This is a genomic window from Sphingomonas sp. CARO-RG-8B-R24-01, assembly GCF_022662295.1.
GTDB lineage: Bacteria > Pseudomonadota > Alphaproteobacteria > Sphingomonadales > Sphingomonadaceae > Sphingomonas.
On the sequence record NZ_JAKNQI010000001.1, the window covers coordinates 283220 to 301396 of the forward strand.

Annotated in this window: 18 protein-coding genes; 8 read left to right on the plus strand and 10 right to left on the minus strand. The window is 66.7% G+C overall.

The window, feature by feature from the left end; all coding sequences use genetic code 11:
- Nucleotides 1–52: 52 nt before the first annotated feature.
- The 4 genes from L8G49_RS01225 (at nt 53) to L8G49_RS01240 (ending at nt 2831) form a co-directional block, all read left to right on the plus strand.
- Nucleotides 53–376, plus strand: coding sequence for a DUF1476 domain-containing protein (locus L8G49_RS01225; RefSeq protein WP_242137159.1), 324 nt, complete (start codon nt 53–55; stop codon nt 374–376).
- Complete coding sequence (locus L8G49_RS01230; RefSeq protein ID WP_242137160.1) at nt 376–615, plus strand: BolA/IbaG family iron-sulfur metabolism protein; 240 nt, start codon at nt 376–378, stop codon at nt 613–615. Before L8G49_RS01225 ends, L8G49_RS01230 begins: the two co-directional genes overlap by 1 nt.
- A 5-nt stretch (nt 616–620) precedes the next feature.
- Nucleotides 621–953, plus strand: coding sequence for a Grx4 family monothiol glutaredoxin (gene grxD / locus L8G49_RS01235; RefSeq protein ID WP_242137161.1), 333 nt, complete (start codon nt 621–623; stop codon nt 951–953).
- 240 nt (nt 954–1193) lie between these two features.
- The gene (locus tag L8G49_RS01240; protein ID WP_242137162.1) at nt 1194–2831 is read left to right on the plus strand and encodes a thiamine pyrophosphate-binding protein; all 1638 of its coding nucleotides are present in this window, start codon (nt 1194–1196) and stop codon (nt 2829–2831) included.
- A gap of 55 nt (nt 2832–2886) precedes the next feature.
- Here L8G49_RS01240 and L8G49_RS01245 read toward each other — a convergent pair whose 3' ends face one another.
- Nucleotides 2887–3057 carry a CsbD family protein gene (locus L8G49_RS01245; RefSeq protein ID WP_242137163.1) on the minus strand — a complete coding sequence of 57 codons (171 nt, stop codon included), beginning with the start codon at nt 3055–3057 and terminating at the stop codon, nt 2887–2889.
- Nucleotides 3058–3152: 95 nt separating this feature from the next.
- On the opposite strand from L8G49_RS01245, the gene L8G49_RS01250 reads away from it, so the two are divergent.
- On the plus strand, nt 3153–3704 hold the full coding sequence (locus tag L8G49_RS01250) for a class I SAM-dependent methyltransferase (RefSeq protein WP_242181954.1): 552 nt from the start codon (nt 3153–3155) through the stop codon (nt 3702–3704).
- Between the two features lie 11 nt (nt 3705–3715).
- On the opposite strand, the gene L8G49_RS01255 is transcribed toward L8G49_RS01250, so the two are convergent.
- The 7 genes from L8G49_RS01255 to L8G49_RS01285 form a co-directional block, all read right to left on the minus strand.
- Nucleotides 3716–4897, minus strand: coding sequence for a class I SAM-dependent RNA methyltransferase (locus L8G49_RS01255; protein WP_242181956.1), 1182 nt, complete (start codon nt 4895–4897; stop codon nt 3716–3718).
- Entirely contained in the window at nt 4894–6303 is a 1410-nt protein-coding gene (locus tag L8G49_RS01260) for an NAD(P)H-hydrate dehydratase (RefSeq protein WP_242181957.1), read from the minus strand. Before L8G49_RS01260 ends, L8G49_RS01255 begins: the two co-directional genes overlap by 4 nt.
- A complete protein-coding gene (locus L8G49_RS01265) occupies nt 6300–6683 on the minus strand; it encodes a hypothetical protein (protein WP_242181959.1) in 384 nt (127 codons plus the stop codon). The genes L8G49_RS01260 and L8G49_RS01265 overlap by 4 nt, the downstream gene beginning before the upstream one ends.
- Nucleotides 6664–8385: a dihydroxy-acid dehydratase gene (gene ilvD, locus L8G49_RS01270; protein ID WP_242181961.1), complete on the minus strand. Its 1722-nt coding sequence runs from the start codon at nt 8383–8385 to the stop codon at nt 6664–6666. The genes L8G49_RS01265 and ilvD overlap by 20 nt, the downstream gene beginning before the upstream one ends.
- A gap of 8 nt (nt 8386–8393) precedes the next feature.
- On the minus strand, nt 8394–9128 hold the full coding sequence (locus L8G49_RS01275; protein WP_242181963.1) for an N-formylglutamate amidohydrolase: 735 nt from the start codon (nt 9126–9128) through the stop codon (nt 8394–8396).
- A gap of 202 nt (nt 9129–9330) precedes the next feature.
- Nucleotides 9331–10155, minus strand: a complete 825-nt coding sequence (locus L8G49_RS01280) for a 4-(cytidine 5'-diphospho)-2-C-methyl-D-erythritol kinase (RefSeq protein ID WP_242181965.1) — start codon at nt 10153–10155, stop codon at nt 9331–9333.
- A 280-nt stretch (nt 10156–10435) separates the two neighbouring features.
- Nucleotides 10436–12079 carry an electron transfer flavoprotein-ubiquinone oxidoreductase gene (locus tag L8G49_RS01285; protein WP_242137868.1) on the minus strand — a complete coding sequence of 548 codons (1644 nt, stop codon included), beginning with the start codon at nt 12077–12079 and terminating at the stop codon, nt 10436–10438.
- 156 nt (nt 12080–12235) lie between these two features.
- On the opposite strand from L8G49_RS01285, the gene L8G49_RS01290 reads away from it, so the two are divergent.
- From L8G49_RS01290 to moaB, 3 genes are read left to right on the plus strand one after another with little or no spacing between them, the layout of a single operon-like run.
- On the plus strand, nt 12236–12991 hold the full coding sequence (locus tag L8G49_RS01290) for a uracil-DNA glycosylase (RefSeq protein WP_242181967.1): 756 nt from the start codon (nt 12236–12238) through the stop codon (nt 12989–12991).
- A complete protein-coding gene (locus L8G49_RS01295; protein WP_242181969.1) occupies nt 12988–14778 on the plus strand; it encodes a lytic transglycosylase domain-containing protein in 1791 nt (596 codons plus the stop codon). The genes L8G49_RS01290 and L8G49_RS01295 overlap by 4 nt, the downstream gene beginning before the upstream one ends.
- Nucleotides 14768–15295, plus strand: a complete 528-nt coding sequence (gene moaB / locus L8G49_RS01300) for a molybdenum cofactor biosynthesis protein B (protein ID WP_242181971.1) — start codon at nt 14768–14770, stop codon at nt 15293–15295. The genes L8G49_RS01295 and moaB overlap by 11 nt, the downstream gene beginning before the upstream one ends.
- 129 nt (nt 15296–15424) lie before the next feature.
- Here the strand turns inward: moaB and L8G49_RS01305 are convergent, their stop codons facing one another.
- Both L8G49_RS01305 and L8G49_RS01310 read right to left on the minus strand, forming a co-directional pair.
- Nucleotides 15425–17641, minus strand: coding sequence for a fused MFS/spermidine synthase (locus L8G49_RS01305; RefSeq protein WP_242181973.1), 2217 nt, complete (start codon nt 17639–17641; stop codon nt 15425–15427).
- Complete coding sequence (locus tag L8G49_RS01310; protein ID WP_242181975.1) at nt 17625–18173, minus strand: GNAT family N-acetyltransferase; 549 nt, start codon at nt 18171–18173, stop codon at nt 17625–17627. Before L8G49_RS01310 ends, L8G49_RS01305 begins: the two co-directional genes overlap by 17 nt.
- Nucleotides 18174–18177: the final 4 nt, after the last annotated feature.

Consider the following 18177-nt stretch of genomic DNA (forward strand, 5'->3'; position numbering starts at 1 on the left):
GCCCCTATCTCGGTCACATCCTTTCCTACCGTTTTCCGGGGACCAACGGCACATGACCAGCTTCGACGATCGCGAGCGCGCCTTCGAGACCAAATATGCGCGCGACGAGGAAATGGCGTTCCGCATCGTCGCGCGGCGTAACCGCCTGCTAGGCCATTGGGCCGCAACCGAGATGCGACTGACCAAGGAGGAGGCGGATGCTTACGCCACCGCCGTCGTCCAGGCCGATTTCGAGGAAGCCGGTGACGAGGATGTCATTCGCAAGCTAGTCAGCGACCTGACCGCCGCCAACGTCGCCATCGACGAAGCGACGATCCGCCGCACGATCGAGGAAAAGACGGTCGAGGCACGTCGCCAGTTGATGGAGGCTCAATAATGCCCATGTCCGGATCTGAAATCGAGGCGTTGATCGTGGCGGGGATCCCCGACGCGCACGTCGAGATGACCGATCTGGCGGGTGACGGCGACCATTGGGCCGCGCGCGTCACCGCCGAGAGTTTTCGCGGGCAACCGCGGTTGAAGCAACAGCGCGCCGTCTATGCCGCGCTGGGCGAGCGGATGGGCGGCGTGCTCCACGCGCTGCAACTGACCACCGCCGTCCCTGTTCAGGAGTGATGACAATGACCGACGAATCTCAGACCCGTATCGCCGAACTGGTTGGCAAGTCCGATGTGGTGCTGTTCATGAAGGGCAGTCCGCTGTTTCCGCAGTGCGGTTTTTCGAGCCGGGCGATTGCCATCCTTAACCATATTGGCGTCGAGTTCGACAGCGTCGACGTGTTGCAGGACCAGGGGATCCGTCAGGGGATCAAGACCTTCTCGGATTGGCCGACGATCCCGCAGCTTTACGTGAAGGGCGAATTCGTCGGCGGGTCCGACATCATGATGGAAATGTACGAGAGCGGTGAACTTGCTACCCTGCTCGAAGAACAGGGTGTCGCAAAGGCGAACTGAGGCCGGGTCGGGCGGGTCGCGCTCTCAGCGCTGACCCGCCCTGCTGAAGCGTAATCGCTCGGCTGCGTTAAGGGTAGCACAGGCCGTGCCAGATGAATGGAATGGCGCAAATGCCGTCGCTCGGTGGTTAACGGCCGGGCCCGCGCCACGATCAGTGTAAAGTTTTCCGACATTCGCGACGCCGGTGATAATCGTCCCCGCACGCTTTGCGGCTGCGGCAACGCTCGCTACAACCCGGGCATGACGACCCTTCCTCACCGCACCGGCGGCCGAATCCTTGTCGATAACCTGCTTGCGCAGGGCTGCGATCGCATCTTCACCGTGCCCGGCGAGAGCTTCCTTGCGGTGCTCGATGCGCTGCACGATACCCCGCAAATCGACCTCGTCGTATGCCGCCAGGAAGGCGGCGTCGCCTTCATGGCCTGCGCCGATGGCACGCTCACGGGTCGTCCGGGGGTCGCCTTCGTGACCCGTGGGCCCGGCGCGACCAATGCGTCGATCGGCGTTCACGTGGCCATGCAGGATTCGCAGCCGATGGTGCTGTTCATCGGCGACGTCGACCGCGGTACGCGGGATCGCGAAGCATTCCAGGAAATCGATTTTCCCGCGATGTTCGCACCGATCGCAAAATGGGCCGCCAAGATCGACGACGCGCGCCGCATCCCCGAATATGTCGCGCGCGCCTGGAACGTCGCCATGTCGGGACGCCCCGGTCCTGTGGTACTCGCCCTGCCAGAGGACATGCTGCTCGACCTGGTCCAAGCCGTCGATCGCCCGCGGGCCGAACCCGTCGTGCAAGCCTGCGATCCGTTCCAATTGCATGCCCTCGCCGGCCTGCTCGACGCCGCGGAACGGCCACTCGCGATCGTTGGCGGGGCGGGATGGAGCGCGCGCGCCGCCGAGTCTTTTGGCGCCTGGGCCGAACGTGCCGCGCTGCCCGTCGCCGCCGCGTTCCGCCGCCAGGATGCACTGTCCAACGATTGCCCCGTCTGGGCGGGCAATCTCGGCTATGGGCCGAACCCCAAGCTGGCACAGCGGGTCCGCGAGGCTGATCTGTTGCTGATCGTCGGCCCGCGCATGGGCGAAGCGACGACCGACGGCTATGCGCTGATCACGCCGGATCATCCGGGACAGCGACTGGTCCATGTTCACCCCGACCCCACTGAACTCGGCCAGACCTATCGCACCGACCTTGCGATTTGCGCGGATATGGCATCCTTTGGTGATGCCCTGCATTCGATTACCTGTACCCCGCGCGACGCCGCAGTGGCGCACGCGGAGTATCTAGCCTGGTCTACGCCCGCCCCGCGCGATCGCATCGCGCTCGACCTCGGGCCTTGCGTTGCCGAGATGCGTTGTGCCCTGCCGGTGGACGCCATCATCTGTAATGGCGCGGGCAATTATTCGGGCTGGTGGCATCGCTATTGGCGCTATGCCGGGCCGGGCACCCAATTGGCGCCGACCGCCGGTGCCATGGGGTATGGCGTGCCTGCTGCGACCGCCGCCGCCCTGCGACATCCAACGCGCACCGTCGTCGCGCTTGCCGGTGACGGATGCTTCTTGATGAACGGACAGGAACTTGCGACCGCCGTCTCGCATGGCGTCGACCTGCTCGTCGTGGTGATCGACAATGGCGGCTACGGAACGATCCGCATGCATCAGGAGCGCGACTATCCCGGACGCGTCAGTGGTACGCGGTTGCAAAACCCAGACTTTGCGGCGCTTGGGCGCGCCTATGGATGCTGGGCGGAGACGATCGAAACGACCGACCAGTTCGGTCCGGCGCTGGCGCGCGCGAAAGCAGAACGTGGCGTTCGCCTGCTGCACCTCAAGACCGATATGCGAGCGATCACCGCCGGCGCCATGCTCGAGATATAGAAAAAACCGCGCCGGTTGCCCGGCGCGGCTTGTTCAATTTCGGTAACGCAAAAGGTCAGATGTCGTCGCCGAGCGCGCCCTTGACCTTGCCGCCGAGCTGCTGGGCCTTGCCCTTGGCTTCCTGCGCCGCGCCGTCAGCCTTGGTTTCAGGATTGTCGCTTTCCTGCTTTACCTTGCCAATGGCCTCGTTGACGTTGCCTTTGATCTTGTCGATGAGTTCGCCCATGGCTTCAATCCTTTCCGTATCGAGTGATGTCGACAGCCGACATCCGCTACTCCCAGCTAAACAACGGCCAATTCGCAATGCGGTTCCAACGGGCCGTGGCTGAACGCGGACGCCACGGCGGCTTCGCCGCGAAGGGATGGGTGGACCGCCTTCTCGCGCCACTTTCGGATGGCGCCGCTGTCCTGGACCTCGGCTGCGGCGATGGCCAACCGGTCGCGCGCTACCTGCTCGACCGGGGGTTCACGGTAACGGGGGTAGACGCGGCGGGGTCGGTCATCGCCCTGGCAACTACGCGCTTCCCGCGCGGGCGCTGGATCAAGGGCGATATGCGGACGATCAAACTCGACGAGACGTTCGATGCGGTGCTCGCCTGGAATTCCCTGACGTGGCTCAGTCACGACGACCGCGCCGCGATGGCGATGCGCGCGGCCACCTGGCTCAAGCCGGGAGGACGCATGCTGTTCAATGCCCAGGCCGATCTCGATCCGAGCCGCCGCGACTATCGCGACGGCTCGCCCTACCGCGCCGACCTCGAGGCCGCCAATTACTCCGCGGCGATCGCGCGCAGCGGGCTGACGATGATTGCGCATGTCGTGGCGGACCCCGCGTGCGAAGACGCGGGCGTCTGGCTGGCGGAGAAGCCGTGACCGCTTGGACGCTACTTCCGGAACAGCGCCGCCAGTTCGGCATGCGTCGACCAGCGGAACTGGCCGACCGGTTGGATCCATTCTATCCGGTAACCGCCCTTGTACAATATCTCCGCATCCCGGGCTAAACTACTGGGATTACACGAAACATACGCTATCGCGGGAACGGTTGACGCGGCCAGCTGGGCAATTTGCTCGCGCGCGCCGGCGCGGGGTGGATCGAGCACGACCGCGGCGAAGCGCGAACATTCGGCACTGGTCAACGGTCGGCGGAACAGGTCGCGATGCTCGGTGAACAGGGCGCGCCCGGCGCGGCTCGCGCCGGCCTGCAACGCGAGGATCGCATCGCGCCCGGCCTCTGCGGCATAAACCTTCCCAGCGAGCGAGAGCGCAAACGTCCCCAGCCCGGCGAACAGATCCGCGGTCGCGCCGCGCACTGGTCCGATCGCCTCACGCACCGCCGCGATCAGGCTCGCTTCGCCTTCGCGCGTTGCCTGGAGAAAGGCGGCGGGCGGGAACGGCACCGCGACGTCCCCCAGGGTGATCGTCACGCCTTCGGGCTCCCAGCGGGTCTCTGGACCGAGGCCGTCGTCGATCGATAGCCGGGCGATGGCATAGCTGGCGCAGAACGCCGTCATCGCCTCGGCGACGGCTAGACCGTCGGCGAGTGTCCCCTCGATCAGCAGATCGACGCCCTGATCGACTTCGGTCAAATGAACGCGCGCCCTGCCCTTGAGCGTGCGCACCAGCAGCTTGCGCAACGGCGCGAGCAACGCGAACAGACCCGGCGTCAGGACGTGGCATTCTCTGAGATCCACGATCTCATGGCTCGCCGATGCGCTGAACCCAAGCTTGACCGTTCCCCCCTTTACCTCCGCATGCAAGGTCGCCCGCCGCCGCGTGCGCGGCGGAGACAGCAGCGGGCGGCGGATGTCCGCCTGCAGATGCTGTGCGGCCAACGCGCCCGCGATCCGGTCGACCAAGAAGTCGGAATAACTCGCATCGTCGAGATGCTGCAGCTGGCACCCGCCGCATTCGGGGAAATGCCGGCAGGGCGGGGTCCGATGGTGCGGGCCGGGAACCACCACATTGTCCGCAGTCAGCTGGTCGCCCGGGGCGGCGAAGGCGGCATGACGGCCGTCGGCGGTCACGCCGTCACCGCGCGCCGCTACTCGTACGATGGTATCGGTCATGCGTTCGCCCTAGCGACGCTGAGCGCGTGTGCAAGATCATCGGCGATAAAGGCACGGTCGAGCCGACGCGCCGCTTCCGAGTGAAGCCATACACCGGCGGCAACCATGTCGAGCAGCGGCACGTCGTACAGCGCGCGTCCAGCGACCAGCGCGCCGATCGCCCCGGTAAGGACGTCGCCAGTCCCCGCGGTCGAAAGCCAAGGGTCGGCCGGCGGCGTCACGATCGCTTGTCCATCCGGGCCGGCGATGATCGTACTCGCGCCCTTGAAGACGACGATTGCCTCGACGTCCTGCGCCGCGCGTTGGGCGCGTTCGATCCGGGGGGCATCGCTCTTGCCAAAAACGGTATCGAATTCGCCTTCATGCGGCGTCAGGATCGTCGGCGCGGTGCGCTCACGAACGATCGCGCGCCGCGCCGCGTCAAGCAGGTGCAGCGCGTCGCCATCGATCAGCAACGCGGCCTTCGCCGCAAGCGCGGTATCCAGGAAACGGGCCGCCCGATCGTCTCGCCCCAGACCGGGACCGATGACGATCACGCCAATCCGCGGGTCGGCCAGCGCGGCCTCGTCGAAGCCCCGCCGGACGATCGCGTGCGGCACGGTGGTCCCGGTATCGCCCAGCAGCAGGACGTAGCCCGCGCCCGCCCGCAGCGCCGCTTCGGCGGAGAGTTCCGCCGCGCCGGGCATCGCCCCCGCGATCACGGCAACCATGCCGCGCGTATATTTGTGCGCCGAAGAACCGGGATCGGTGAGAAACGCCGGACGGCTAGCAACGCGCAGCGATTGGTCGGAGACGGTGCCCAGACCGATGTCGAGCACCCGTACCGCCCCGCAGTGCGCCGCCGCGGGAACCAGCAGATGCGACGGCTTGGCATGACCTAGCGCCAGCGTCACGTCCGCAACGACCGCGTCGCCGGGTACCGCGCCATTGTCGGTCGCCACCCCGCTCGGCAAGTCGACCGCGATCGTCAGCCGCGCGCCGCTGCACAGCCTGAGCAGCGCCTCCGCGAGCCCCGCCGCGAGGGGACGCGACAAACCGGTCCCGAACACCGCATCGACCAGGATCGGCGCGGGCGCAGCGGAGGCCAGCGGCTCGACCGCACCCGTCCAGCGCGCCAGGGCAGCGCGCGCGGCTTCGCTCCCCGGCGGGCCCGATGCGGCGACGCGCACCACCAGCCCCATAGCGCGCAGCGCGGACGCGGCGACATAGCCATCGCCGCCATTGTTGCCGGGCCCGCAGACGACGAGGATGTCGGCATTGCCGGCGAGCCGCCGTACCGCCTCGGCGACAGCACGACCGGCCATCAGCATCAGGCTGTCGACGCTGGTGCCCGCAGCCATCGCCTGCGCTTCCGCGTGCCGCATTGCTGCGGCCGTGAGCAGGACGGTTCCTTCCATCGGTTTCATGGGATGCTCGGTACGCCCCTGACCGCCTCTGGCAAGCGATAGCGATCGCCGCCTACGCCGACCTCGACCTCCCCCGCTCCAAGCACGCGGACCACCGCCTGTTGCGCGCCGTCCGCGGCGATCACGCCGCGACCATCGTGCGTTACCAGCAATCGCCGGAACGCACCGTCGGCATGCCGCAGCGTCAGCACCACGCCGGATTGCGTCTGCATTCGCTCGATCGTGCACGCGCGGACAAGCTGCGACGTGCCGCCATGCGCGCAGAACACCGTTGGTAGCTCGGCATTTTGCTGCGCGCGGACGGTATGGTCGTCCTCCCGCTCGCCACAGCCGGCAAGCAGGAGGGCGGACAGGACCAGACTAGATATCCGCGTAAACATGCCGTTCGGTTGCCGCTCCAGGGTGCGTGACCGCACCCTTATAGGCAGGACCTACCGTCTGCGAATAGCGCCACAGCGCACCCGACTGGTAATCGTTGACGCGGGCGGACCAGTTCGCCTTGCGGTCCGCGAGCGTCTCGGGCGGAACGTCGAGGTCGATCGTCCCGGCCTCGGCGTCGATCCGGATCATGTCACCATTCTCGACCAGCGCGATCGGGCCGCCCTCGGCCGCCTCGGGGCCGACGTGACCGATACAGAAACCGCGCGTTCCGCCGGAGAAGCGCCCGTCAGTGATCAGCGCGACCTTCTCGCCGAGCCCAAGACCATAGAGCGCTGCCGTGGTCGACAGCATCTCGCGCATGCCGGGGCCACCCTTTGGCCCTTCGTAGCGGATGACGATCACTTCGCCCTCGTTGATCGCGCGCGCCTCGACCGCGGCGAAGCAATCCTCCTCGCAATCGAACACGCGCGCCGGACCTTCGAACTGAAGCCGGTGCATCCCCGCGACCTTGACGATCGCACCATCGGGCGCGAGCGATCCGCGCAGCCCGACCACGCCGCCGGTCGCCGACAGCGGCGTCTTGACGTCGTAGATGACCTTCTGGTCGGGGTTCCACGTCACCTGATCGATGTTCTCGCCGAGCGTCTTGCCGGTCACCGTCAGGCAATTGCCGTCGAGGAAACCGCCCGCGAGCATCGTCTTCATCAGCATGTAGACACCACCGGCTTCGTACATGTCCTTGGCGACATACTTTCCGCCAGGCTTGAGATCAGCGATGTAAGGTGTTGATTTGAATGCCTCAGCTACGTCGAACAGATCAAATTCGATCCCAGCCTCGCTCGCCATCGCGGGGAGATGCAGCGCGGCGTTGGTCGACCCCCCGGTCGCCGCGACGACGCGCGCCGCGTTGATGAACGCCTCGCGCGTGCAGATGTCGCGCGGACGGATGTTGCGCGCGATCAGTTCCATGACCTGATCCCCCGCCGCGATCGCGATCTCGTCGCGGCCACGATACGGTGCGGGCATCATGTTGGAATTGGGGAGCGACAGGCCGATCGCCTCGCCGACGCAGGCCATCGTGTTCGCGGTGAACTGGCCACCGCATGCGCCATGGCCGGGACATGCGACCTTCTCGAGCTCGATCAGCTCCTGCAACGGGCACCCGCCCGCGGCATATTTGCCGACCGCCTCGAACACGTCCACGACCGTCACGTCCTTGTCGTGGAAGCGACCCGGCAGGATCGAGCCGCCATAGACGAAGATGCTGGGCACGTTGAGCCGTAGCATCGCCATCATCATTCCCGGCAGTGATTTGTCGCACCCGGCGAACCCGACCAGCGCGTCATAGCAATGCCCACGGACCGACAGCTCGACCGAATCGGCGATCACTTCGCGGCTGACGAGCGAGGACTTCATCCCCTGGTGGCCCATCGCGATTCCGTCGGTCACGGTGATCGTGTTGAATCGCCGCGGCATCCCGCCGCCACTGATGACACCCGCCTGCGCGGCATCGGCCTGCGCATCGAGCGTGGTATTGCACGGCGCGGAGTTATTGCCGGCGCTCGCCAGGGCGACGAACGGCTTGGCGATATCCTCCTCAGCGATCCCCATCGCGTAATAATAGCTGCGATGCGGGCTGCGCTCGGGTCCCACCGAAACGTGACGGCTGGGGAGCCTCGATTTATCGAAAGTGCGTGTCATGCGCGCGCCTATGTCGCGAGAAGCCCCTCCGGCGCAAGTCTATTACGTATATCGCTAAGAATCGGGGCGAGAATGTCGTTCCAACGCCAAACGCCCTCGCCGTCTGCAATCAGGTCGTTGCGAATTTCGATCGCGATGCTGGCGATCCCCCGTGCCTCGCCGTGCCGGTTGAGCGTCGCGTTGAGCACCCGGCCCGAATAAGGCTCATTGTCCCCTACGACCAGCCCCTGAGCCGCCAGCAAGGGCAAGGCCAGGTCCGCCGCGCGTCGATCGCGGTTCGACAGGATGCCGATCTCCCACGGGCGCATTGGCCCAACCGCGGTTTCGAGTTGCGGCGTAAAGCTGTGGATCGACACGAGCAGCGTCGGCCGGATCGCGCGGATTCGTGCCTCGATCGCGCGATGATAGGGGCCGTACAGGAACGCGATCCGCTCGAACCGATCGACGCCCTCGTTTCCGGGAATGGCGTGGCCATCGCTCAGCGTTGGGATCAGCCCCGGATGGTCGGGCTGGCGATGGAGATCGATCACCAGTCGCGAGACCGTGGCCAGGATCGCCGGCGCGCCGAGTGTCTCGGCCAGCGCCTCGGTCAACGGTGCGGCGCCGATATCCACGCCGATATGCTTGTCGAGCAACGCCGGCGCGACGCCGAGGTCGATCCCGGACGGCACCGCGTTCGAGGCGTGATCACAGATCAGCAGGATGCCGCCGGGCTCCCCTTCAAGGATGCGCGCGACGGTCATTGGGGCGTGGGGGCGGCAAGGTTGCCCTTGCCGCCCCGCATCCAGGATGGCGCGCGGCCGAAACGCGGACCATCGATGGGCGTACCACGGGGGGCGGCGGACCCATCGTGCGTCCCAGCAGCAAGCACCGGGCCATTCCCGGATTTCCGACGATTCGGCCACATGGGCCGCGGAACGGGTCCCATTCCGATACGGAAAACCGTCACGCGAGTGCCGTTTCGAGACACCACCACGCGGGATGGGCGGCGCGGATCCGGGCCGCGGCGGCCGCGCGATCGGCTACGGTCGCGTACAACGCAAAGCACGTCGCGCCCGATCCCGACATGCGCGCCAGCACCGGAACGCCGTCGCTCAGCACCGCGAGCACAGCATCGATCTCGGGTGCCAGCGCGCGCGCCGGGGCTTCGAGATCGTTGCGCCCGGCAAGCGCGAGCGACAGCACGTCGCCATCGGGCATCGCGCCGCGATCGACCCCGTCCCATGCCTTGAACACCGCCGCCGTGGAAACCGCTAAGCCCGGATTGACCAGCAGCGCCGGCATGCCGGTTGGCCCGTCGAGCGGGTCGAGCCGCTCGCCGCGTCCCTGCCCCAACGCGGTCCGCCCGAGCAGGCATGCCGGCACGTCGGACCCTAGGTCTGCCGCAAGGTCGAACAGGCGCGGATCATCGGTCGCGATGTCGTTCGCCCGCGCGAGCGCACGGAGCGCGGCGGCCGCATCTGCCGACCCCCCGCCGATCCCCGAAGCGACCGGCAGATGCTTGTCGAGCGTGAAGGCGCCGCCGACGCTGGTCCCGAACCGCCCGGCAAAGCCGCGCGCGGCGCGCAGCACGAGATTGTCGCCCTCGCCCGACAGGCCAGCGGCGAACGGTCCGGTAATGGTCAGTGACAGCGGACCGGGCGCGAGCGTCACCGTGTCGCCATCCGCCACTAAAGCGAACAACGTCTCGAGTTCATGGTAACCGTCCGCGCGACGCGCGCGGACATGAAGCGCGAGGTTGATCTTGGCGGGCGCACGTTCAGTGATCATCAAGGCCAGTCTTGCAAATTCCACTCCCCCGGCGAAGGACGGGGCTCAGTCGTGGCCGGTTTATGGTGATACGCACCGGGGATAACAACGGCTTTCAGGATCGGCCCCGCGCGCTGCGGGACCGCTTCAACGGGGGCTGGCCGTCACCCCGGCGCAGGCCCGGGCTGGCATGGTGGTGAAACACCCCTGACGATTCCAGCGCCCCATTGCACCGCCGCGCCCGGCTGACGACCGGGCCCCGGCCTCCGTCCGGATGGCGGCCGGCGCCGAGGAGAGCCCGTCACATGTTCGGATAGTTCGGCCCGCCGCCGCCTTCCGGCACCGTCCAGTTGATGTTCTGGGTCGGGTCCTTGATGTCGCACGTCTTGCAATGGACGCAGTTCTGCGCGTTGATGACGAACTTAGGGTTGCCCTCTTCCGCACCGACGATCTCATAGACACCCGCCGGGCAATAGCGCTGCGCCGGCTCGTCATACATCGGCAGGTCGTACTTCACCGGGATGTCGGGATCGGCGAGCTTGAGGTGAACCGGCTGGTTCTCCTCATGGTTCGTGTTCGAGATGAACACCGACGACAGCCGGTCGAAGGTCAGCACGCCATCGGGCTTGGGGTAGATGATCGGCTTGACCTGATCCTTGCGCCACAGCGTCTTGTGGTTGGCATGATGCTTCATCGTGAAGGGCATCTTCACTCCCCAGCTCTCCAGCCACATCGTCGCGTTGGCGAGGCCCGACCCGATGAGTTCGCCGAACTTCTCGACCAGCGGCACGACGTTGCGGACGACCGACAGCTCCTTCTTGACCCAGCTCTGCTCGAACGCAGCCGGGTATGCGGCCAGTTCGTCATGCGCGCGCTGCGAGGCGATCGCCTCGACCGCAGCTTCGGCGGCCATCATGCCCGACTTCATCGCGGTATGCGTGCCCTTGATGCGCGGGACGTTGAGGAACCCGGCCGAGCAGCCGATCAACGCGCCACCCGGGAACGCCAGCTTGGGGATCGACTGCAAGCCACCGTCGCTGATTGCGCGCGCGCCGTAGGAGACGCGCTTCGCCCCCTTGAGGATCTCGGCGATCGCGGGGTGCGTCTTCCAGCGCTGCATCTCATGGAACGGCGAAAGGTAGGGATTGGTATAGCTCAGCCACGTGACGAAGCCGAGCGCGACCTGGCCGTTCGCCTGATGGTAAAGGAAACCCCCGCCGTTCGAGCCCGGCGTCTCGTTGAGCGGCCAGCCCTGCGTATGGATCACGCGGCCGGGAACATGCTTGTCGGGCGCGATGTCCCACAATTCCTTGATGCCGATGCCGTACACCTGCGGCTGGCTGTCCTTGGCAAGATCGTATTTCGCGATGATCTGCTTCGACAGCGATCCGCGCGCGCCCTCGCTCAGGAAAGTGTACTTCGCGTGAATCTCGAGCCCGGGCGTATAGTCGCCCTTGTGCGAACCGTCGCGCGCGATCCCCATGTCGCCGGTTGCGACGCCCTTCACCGAGCCATCGTCGTTGTAGAGCACCTCGGCCGCGGCGAACCCGGGGAAGATCTCGACCCCGAGCTCCTCCGCCTGCCCCGCCAGCCAGCGGCACAGATTGGCTAGGCTGCCGGTGTAGGTGCCCTTGTTGTGCATGAAGCCCGGGGTGATGAAATGCGGCACCGCGGTCTTGCCACGCTTGGACAGCATCCAGTGCTGGTTGTCGGTCACCGGCACCTCGGCAAGAGGGCAGCCCATCGTGCGCCATTCGGGCAGCAGTTCGTCGAGCGATTTCGGGTCGATCACCGCACCCGACAGGATGTGCGCGCCGACTTCCGAGCCTTTCTCGAGGACGCATACCGACAATTCGATTTCACGTTCGGCCGCGACCTGTTTGAGGCGGATCGCGGCGGATAGGCCGGCAGGGCCCGCTCCGACGATCACAACGTCATAGGGCATCGACTCACGCTGGGTTTCAGTGTCGCTCAAGGTATCTCTCCACTGCGGATAGGGCGGCGCGGTCTCGTCGCGCGCGCGGAACGTCCGGCCCCATCGCCATAAAAACCGAGTGCCAGTGAATTGACCTTCGCGTCAACATAGGACTCTAAGGAAGCCATGGGGGCAGACCAGAATATCGATTGGCAAATTGCGGTCGCGAGCACGCTCGACTGGTGGCGTGAGGCCGGAGTCGACACGCTTGCGGACGAGCTGCCGCGCGACTGGACCGCCGCCCCCGCCCCGGTCGTGCGCGAAACGAAGCGACGTGTCGTAGCGGAAGCCGCCGTACCGGTGGTGCAGGCGCTGCCCGCCACCATCGACGCCTTCGCGGCGTGGCGGACCGGACCGGACGCCCCTGAAGCAACATGGGCCGGATCGCCGATCGCTACGAGCGGCAATCCGCAATCGGCTATTATGGTGATCACCGACGTCCCCGATCGCGAGGATGCCGAATCGGGTACGCTGCTCAGCGGCGCGGCGGGTCGCCTGTTCGACCGGATGCTCGCGGCAATCGGGCGCGACCGGAACAGCGTATATGTCGTGCCGATGTGCACCATTCGACCGGTCGCCGGGCGGATTGCTCCCGAAATCGAGACGCGTTTGGGCGAGCTGATTCGGCATCATGTCGCAATAGTGGCACCGAAGCGGCTGTTTGTGCTAGGGAACGCGCCGAGCCGTGCGCTCACCGGGGCAGATGTGACGCGATCGCGAGGCAGTTTGCAGTTGGTTAATGTGGAAGTTGGACAATCCGGGGCATCGGTCGCGGTGGAGACGGTGGCGAGTTACCACCCGCGTCTCCTGCTCGAACGGCCTGCCGAAAAAGCGCGCGCCTGGAAGGATTTACAAATGCTGATCGCAGGGTTGGACGCATGAGCGGAAAAAAATTCCTGACGGTTGCGCTGGCGCTCGCCGGCACCGCCGTCTTCGCGCCGGGGGCCGCGCTCGCAGCGGGCGAACCCGCCGGTATCGAAACCAGTGTCGCCCGGCCCGCCATTCCGCCGCAGCTCGATCCGGAGCAGCGCGATGGCTATCGCGCGGTGTTCGCCGCGATCCGCGATCAGCGCTGGCTCGATGCCCAACTGGCGCTGGATTCGATGAAGCCGGGACCGCTCCACGCGATCGCGCGCGCCGAACTGGTGACGGCGAAGGGATCGCCCAAGGCCGATCTCGACCCGCTGCTCAAGCTGCTGGCCGATGCGCCGGAACTGCCCCAGGCGAAGCAGATCGCGACCATGGCCGCATCGCGTGGCGGGATCGGGCTGCCCCCGCTGCCCGAGGCCCGCGCGCTGATCTGGATCGACGGTGCGCCGGCGCGCAAACGGGCACGCAGCATCGTTGCGGGCGACATGACCGCCGCCGAACTTGCCATCAAGATGCAGCCGCTGGTCAAGGACGATCGTGGCGCGGAAGCACAGGCGTTGCTCGAATCGACCTACGGGCTTTCGCAGGACTCGATCACCGAGTGGCAGCGCAAGGTCGCGTGGATGTACTACCTCGCTGGCGACGACAATAACGCCCGCGCGATGGCTGCCAAGGCGTCCACCGGCTATGGCGACTTCGCGGTCGAGGCGATGTGGGTCGGAGCGCTGGCAGCGTGGCGGCAGCATGACTGCGTCGCCGCAGGTACCGCGTTCGAAAACGTCGCGGCCCGCGCGGGTGATACCGATCTGCGTTCGGCCGGGCTGTACTGGGCGGCGCGGGCGGACATGCAATGTGGGCGTCCGGACCGGGTCGAGGCACGGCTGAAGAACGCCGCGCAATATCGCGAGACCTTCTACGGCCTGCTTGCCCGCCAGGCGCTGGCGATCAAGGAAGCCCCACTTCCATCGAGCGCCAAGGCGTTTGCCGGCGACTGGCAGACGCTCGAGCGCCGTCCCAACGTTCGCGTAGCCGCTGCACTGGTCGAGATCGGTGAGACCGGCCTGGCTGATCAGGTCATCAAGCAGCAGGCTCGGATCGGCAATGCGGCGGAATATCCGGCACTCGTCCGGCTGACCTCCGCGCTCGACCTGCCGTCGACGCTGGTGTGGCTGTCGCATAACGGCCCGCTCGGCGCATCGCCGCCGCTCGAAGCGCGCTTCCCCTCGCCGAACTGGGCGCCCGACGGCGGCTGGCGCGTCGACAAGGCGCTGGTCTTCGCGCACGCACTCCAGGAGTCGCGCTTCAGGACCGATGTCGTGAGCAAGGCCGGGGCGTATGGCCTGATGCAGGTGATGCCGAGCGCCGCGACCGACATTGCGCGCAAGCAAGGGAGGGTCTTCGATCGCAGCGCCCTATCGCGCCCGGGCACCAATTTCGAGGTCGGCCAGAGCTATCTCGAGCAGCTGCGTGACCAGAGCTGCACCAATGGCCTGCTGCCGAAGGTGATCGCAGCGTATAACGCCGGGCCCGGCCCGGTGCAGCTGTGGAACTTGCAGGCCCGCGACGACGGTGACCCGCTGCTCTATATCGAATCGATCCCGTACTGGGAAACCCGTGGCTATGTCACGACCGTGCTGCGCAACTACTGGGTCTATGAAACGCAGACCGGCCGCAAGGCATCGGTTAGCCGCTCGGCGCTTGCGCAGGGTCTGTGGCCGCGCTTCCCGGGATTGCCCGGCGCCCCCGCGGTTCGTCTGAGCTCGAGCAATAGTCGTCAGGCGGTCGCCAGTGCCAATTGATTTCGACGCGCCGTTCACCCCGGTGCGCATCGCCGTGCTGACGGTCTCGGATACGCGCGGCCTCGCCGAGGATCGTTCGGGTGACACGCTGACGGCGCGTCTGAGCGAAGCCGGACATATCCTTGCCGATCGTGAAATCGTGAAGGACGACGTCGGGCTGATCATGGCGGTATTGCACCGCTGGATCGACGACGAGACGATCGATTGCGTCATCACCACCGGCGGAACCGGCGTGACCGGCCGCGACGTGACACCCGAGGCGGTCGAGCGGATCGCCGAGAAGATGATTCCCGGCTTCGGCGAACTGTTCCGCTGGCTCAGCTTCAAGTCAATCGGGACGTCGACCGTTCAGTCGCGGGCGTGCGCCTGCGTCACCCGCGGGACCTATATCTTCGCGCTACCCGGGTCGACCGGCGCGGTGAAGGACGGTTGGGACGGCATTCTCAAGGACCAGCTCGACAGCCGCCACAAGCCCTGCAATTTCGTCGAACTGATGCCGCGCCTGCGCGAACGGTAACGGCGCCCCCGTGGCGCTCAGGCCCTGTGATGGGGGCGCCCGAATGGCGGTATCATGGGCGCGCCGGCCAGGCCACGGTGGATCCCGGGACAAGTCCTGCATGACGATGGTTCGGGTACAGCCGTCCCCCTAGAGCCCCTTCACCAGCGGCAGGATGGTCGAATAGCCATCGGTCCACGGCACGAACCCACTGCGACCGCGCGTCGGCAGCCAGCCGCGGTCGCGGGCCTGCAATAAGCGGATCGTCGCCGGATCGCGCGACAGTGCGATCCATTGCGACATGGTGGCCGCATCGCGCACCGGCTTTGACGGCATGTAGAACAGCGTCACCGCCTGCCATCCGCCCGCCTTCGCCGCCGCGGCCACGACCGGCTCGAGGTCGAGGAAACGGTTGGAGATATGCACCAGCAGCACCCCGCGGGGGGACAGCACGCGTGCATAGCTGGCAAACGCCTCGCGCGTCAGCAGATGCATCGGCACCGAGTCGGACGAGAAGGCGTCCAGCGCGAGCAGGTCGAGCGAAGCCTCCTTCGCGCCCGCCAGGCTCAGCCGCGCATCGCCGAGCACGATCGTCGGATCGGGAAGGCACCGTGACAGGAAGCTGAACTGGCCGGTATCGCGCGCGATCCGTACGATCGCGGGATCGATCTCGTAGAACTGCCAGTGCTGCCCAGGCCGCGCGTAACAGGCCAGCGTGCCCGTCCCGAGCCCAACCACCCCCACGCGGGCGCCCGGACCGTAGAGCGTCGGCAACGCCTGCATCGCCTGCCCGACTCCGGACCCCGGCACGTAATACGCGGTCGGCGTGCGTTCGCGCGCGGGTGAGCCGCGCAGCTGCGTGCCGTGGACGGTCGTGCCGTGCGCCAGCTGCCGCTCGGTCGCCGAGCCGTGGACGGTATAGACCCCGAAATAGCTGCGTGTGCGCGCCAGCGGCTCGAGCGAGATCGCGATCGCCTGATAGCCGCCGAACGCCACCAGCGCCCCGAACAGCGCGATCCCGAACGCAACTGGCGTCCCGATCGTAAGCACGCCCACCGCGACGATCACCAGCAGCACGACTTGCTGGAGCGACGACGGCGAGTCGGTAGTCCCGGCATTGCCGAGCATGATGCTGACCGCCACGATCATGATCGCAGCGACCGCGAGAATCAGTATCCGCCGCCGCGCCGGATCGGTCGCCCACAGCCATCGTAGCGGCGCGAGCAGATAAGCGTGCGGCGTGAGCACCCCCGCGGCGAGGATCAGGATCGGGTATTCATATGTCCAGTCGAACAGCAGCGGTGCGACCAGCGCACTGAACACGCCGCCCAGCGCCCCCCCGAACGCCATCGCGAGATAGAAACCGGTGAGCCGGTCCGGCGCGGGCCGCAGTCGATACAGGCCGGTGTGAAGCGACACCGACACGAGGAACAACAACGCCAGCGCCATGATCGCGCCGAGATACGGCAACCCTGGCATGCCCCCGACCAGTATCCCGCCGAACAGCAGGATCGCGATCGGCGCGATCCGCGTCTGGATATCCGCGGCGGTGCGATCCTGCGCAAACGCGATCGTGAAGCTCAGCAGATACAGCCCGAGCGGGATCACCCACAACAGCGGCATCGCGACGATGTCGGTGGTGATATAGGTCGAGGTCGCCAGCATCAGCCCGGACGGCACGAACGCGAGCAAAATCCAATGCGCGACGCGGCGACGGCCCGGCGGCGGGGATGTTACCGGGGACGCCGCCTGCAACGGACGATCGCGTGGAAGCGTAGCGGCACAAAGCGCCACCAGCAGCCCGACGAGGATATAGCCGCTGCTCCACAGCAATCGCTGACCGACCAGCGCCATGGTAGGTTCGACCAGCAGCGGATAGGCGAGCAGGCCGACGAAGCTGCCGAGATTGGACGCGGCGTACAACGCATAGGGGTCCTGCCCGCGTCGCGACAGGCTGAACCAGCGCTGCAGCAGCGGCGACTGCGCCGAAACGGCGAAGAACAACGGTCCGATCGACAGCACCAGCAGCCACGGCACCCAGAGCGCGGGCAGCGCCTTGGGCCCGGGCTGCATCGCGCCGAGCCCGATCGGCAACCATAGCGCGGCAAGCAGCAGGACGCCCAAGTGCACCCGCCCCTGCAACCGGGGTTCGAGCCGGCCGAGCCAATGCGCATAGGCATAACCGCCGAGCAGCAGCGCCTGGTAGACCAGCATCGCCGAGTTCCACACCGCCGGTGCGCCGCCGAGACGCGGCAAGGCCATCCGCGCGACCATCGGCTGGACCAGAAACAACAGGAACGCACTCGACAGGATCGTCAGGACGAACAGCGGACGAACCAGGCCGCCGCGGCTAGGCGATGGGGTCATTCAGCGGCCGATCGATACGATACTGGATGTGGCGCTTGAGCGGACTGTCGTCGGCCACCAGCGGATGATCGAAATCGCCATCGGCGATCCGGTGCATTCCGAGGCGCTCCATCAAGCCCCAGCTTGCCGCATTGTCGGGTACCGTGATCGCCACGACCTGAGCGGCTGGCAGGTTCGCCCATGCCCAGTCGAGCGTCGCCGACGCCGCCTCACGCGCGTACCCCTGTCCCCAATACGCCTGCGAGAAGCGCCATCCGATCTCGAGCAGGCCTTCGATCGGCGTATCGGGTGCGCCGGGCTTGAGCCCGCAGATCCCGAGCATCGCTCCGTCGGAGCGTCGCTCGACGATCCAGAAGGCGAAGCCATGCTCGGCCTGCGACGCGGTCATACGCGCCATCATGGCGTCCAGCGCGGCTTCGTCCACGACCGGAAGCAGGTAGCGCATCACGGCGGGATCGCGGCATTGCGCCCACAGGGAAATCCGGTCGCGGTCCTCGACCGGGCGCAGGATCAGCCGTTCGGTTTCGATCACGCAG